Source organism: Acidithiobacillus ferriphilus (assembly GCF_018854775.1).
Taxonomy (GTDB): Bacteria; Pseudomonadota; Gammaproteobacteria; order Acidithiobacillales; family Acidithiobacillaceae; genus Acidithiobacillus; species Acidithiobacillus ferriphilus.
In genome coordinates, this window is the sequence record NZ_JAAZTY010000221.1 from 1 (window position 1) to 2900 (window position 2900).

Here is a 2900-nt window from a genome sequence, read left to right on the forward strand (position 1 = left end):
TGCTCCGCCACCCCCGTCAGCACGCCGGCGAAATCCGCCGCCACCTGTCGCAAAGCAGTCGGCGTCGCCGCCGACAGCAGCAGCGGCCAACGCTGCGCGCGGCGCATCTTTCCGGGCGAACGTAGCCGCCGTCGGGGCTCCGCCGCCCGCTCCAATATCACATGGGCATTGGCACCGCCGAAACCGAAGGCGTTCACCCCGACCGTCAGCGATCCTGTGGTACGCAGCGCGCGCGTCGCAGTCACCACCTCCAGCCCGAAATCCGCCAGCGGCAGGCGCGGATTCAGTCGCGTCACGCCGATCGTCGCCGGTACGGTCCGCTGTTGCAGGCAGTGGATGGCCTTCAACAATCCAGGCACCCCCGATGCCGTCTCCATATGCCCCAGATTGCTCTTTACCGAGCCCAGCGGCAGTGGGTTGTCGGCGCGTCGCCGGGCGCCCAGAGCGCGGCCAATGGCCTCCACTTCCAGGGGGTCGCCAACCGCCGTGCCGGTACCATGCGCCTCGATATAATCGATGGCGTCAGGATCGATGCCCGCCGCCGAATAAGCCGCGGTCAGCAAGGCCGCCTGCGCCGCCACCCGTGGTATGGTCAGCCCCGCCTTGTGCCCATCCGTATTGATGGCGGTATGGGCCACCACCGCCAGGATGCGATCCCCGTCGCGCAGCGCCGCCGCATGCTCTTTGAGCACGAAGACCCCACCGCCTTCCGCGCGCACATAGCCATCCGCCGCCGCGTCAAAAGGGCGCGAGCGGCCCTCGGCAGAAAGCATGGACGCCTTGGAAAAAATCAGAAAACCAAAAGGATGCAGATGCAGGTTGATGGCCCCGGTCAGCGCCAGATCGCTTTCACCGTGCAACAACGACTGGCAAGCCTGATGAAAAGCGACCAGTGCCGAAGAGCAGGCCGTATCCACCACCATGCTCGGCCCTTGCAGATCATAAAAATAGGACAGGCGATTCGCCGCAATGCTCGCCGTCGAACCCGTCGCCGAGTTCGCGCCGATGGCCGCCAAATCATCGGTCAGGCGGTAGCCATAATCGGTACTGGCGAGGCCGATGAAGACGCCGCAACGACTCCCGCGCAAGCGGAGAACCGGGATACCGGCATGGGCGAAAGCCTCCCAGCTCATCTCCAGCAGCAGACGTTGCTGTGGGTCCATGGCCGCCGCCTCGCGCGGGGAAATGCGAAAAAAACCCGCATCAAAGCCCCCCACATCCCCCAGCGAACCCGCCGCGAAGGTCACCGAGCTCCCTGGATGGGCGCGTGACGGATGCTCAAAACCGTACTGCGCCCAGCGGTCCTCCGCCACCCGCGTCAGTAGGTTTCGGCCCGCCAGCAAGTCCTCCCAGAAGGTGGCATCCGATGTTTGCGGCAAGCGCGACGCATAGCCAATGATCGCGATTTTTTCATTTTTCATAAGCGGCTCACAAAGGTTTCGAATTCGGAAAAATGATCAGACCAGCTTGGTGCCGAAAATCCGCGCAGACGTTGCAATTGCGCCTCCCGTCGGGCACTAGCGGGTTGCGCATAATCGTGAATCGCCTCCAACCACGCGTCCCCGTCGTCCAGATCGAGGTAATCCGGCACCAAACCCGCCACCTCGCGAAACACCGGCAGCGGGCTTGTCAGCACCGGCACACCCAAATCCATCGCTTCCAGCAGCGGTAATCCATAGCCCTCCGCATGCGAAGGAAAGAGCATGGCGCGGGCATGGCGCAAGTAATGCCCGAGTCGGGCATCGTCGCAATCCGTCATTAAGTGTACATGCTGTTTCATGCGCTCGTCGGTCTTCAACTGATGGACCACCGGACCACACATCCAGCCGATTTGCCCGATGACCAGCAGGTGAGGAATCTCCGCAGCGTGCCATTCATCCAGCATGCGCTGCCAGAGCTGCAGCACGAACGCATGATTTTTGCGGGGCTCCAGCGTTCCCACCATCACGAAATAAGGCTCTGTTACCGCGCCAGGCTCATCCTCGCAGACGGTCCAGTGCTTTTTGGCGCCCAACGGAATTACCGCCACCGGCGGCACCGCTACCCCGGTCTGCCGGGCATGGTCGCCGAGCATCTCCGCCGTATGCCGGGAGTTGCTGACGATCCCCTCTGCCTGCCCCAGAATCAAGCCCATTCGCCGGACATGACGTTTTGCCGCGCCCGCCTGACAAAACTGCGGATGGGTAATGGGAATCAGGTCATGGACCATCACCAGCAAGCGCATGTTTTTACGGCGTAGCCAGCCAAGATAACTCCGCTGGTCCAGCCCGCTGTGCCCCATATTGAGCACCCAGCTCCCGGCAGGCACCGCGCGCGGCGGCCATTTGAGCGCGGCCCTCAGGGTGTTTCCCAGGCTGGCGGGACGCTCACCATCTTCCCATCCCACCAGGCGGTCGAAAAGCGCCATGGAGGCCGATGGTGACCAGCCTACCGCGATGCCGCCCCAGATCATCATGGCCTGCGCCCGATGGTGAAAATGCCGCACATAGGCGAGACACACGCGATCCACCCCGGTCGGCATGCGCCCTCGCGTCAGGCGGTACAGCAGACGAGTCACATCCAGAAAAATCGGTGTATCACCAAATCCACTCATGTGAGTTTCCTAGGGGACTACACCCGCCGTTGTCAGACCCTGAATCGGATAGACGATCTGTATGATCAGCCCCAGGAACTTCTGCAGATCGGTGATCGGCGCCGACGCCACATAAATCAGGTCATGATTCTGGATGGGGAAGGTCTGCGCGGCAAAGAGGGTGGCCGGATCGCTGAAATTAAAACGGAATACCACCGGCACTTCGCCATTGGCGGTGAGTTGCACCGGTTTCGGCCAGTGTGGCAGCAAAGACGGCTTCTCAAAGCGAAACACAAACACCGCCTTGGCATCCGCCTGATTGCCATTG

Annotated in this window: 2 protein-coding genes and 1 pseudogene; all 3 read right to left on the reverse strand. The window is 62.3% G+C overall.

Annotated features, from left to right (window positions below; all coding sequences use genetic code 11):
- A partial coding sequence (locus HF921_RS12540; protein WP_215893933.1) for a beta-ketoacyl synthase N-terminal-like domain-containing protein occupies positions 1-1421 on the reverse strand: 1421 nt, incomplete at its 3' end.
- Positions 1418-2593: a glycosyltransferase family 4 protein gene (locus tag HF921_RS12545; RefSeq protein WP_215891990.1), complete on the reverse strand. Its 1176-nt coding sequence runs from the start codon at positions 2591-2593 to the stop codon at positions 1418-1420. The genes HF921_RS12540 and HF921_RS12545, both read right to left, overlap by 4 nt.
- A gap of 9 nt (positions 2594-2602) precedes the next feature.
- Positions 2603-2900 (reverse strand): annotated as a pseudogene (locus tag HF921_RS12550) (polysaccharide biosynthesis/export family protein); the annotation flags it as partial.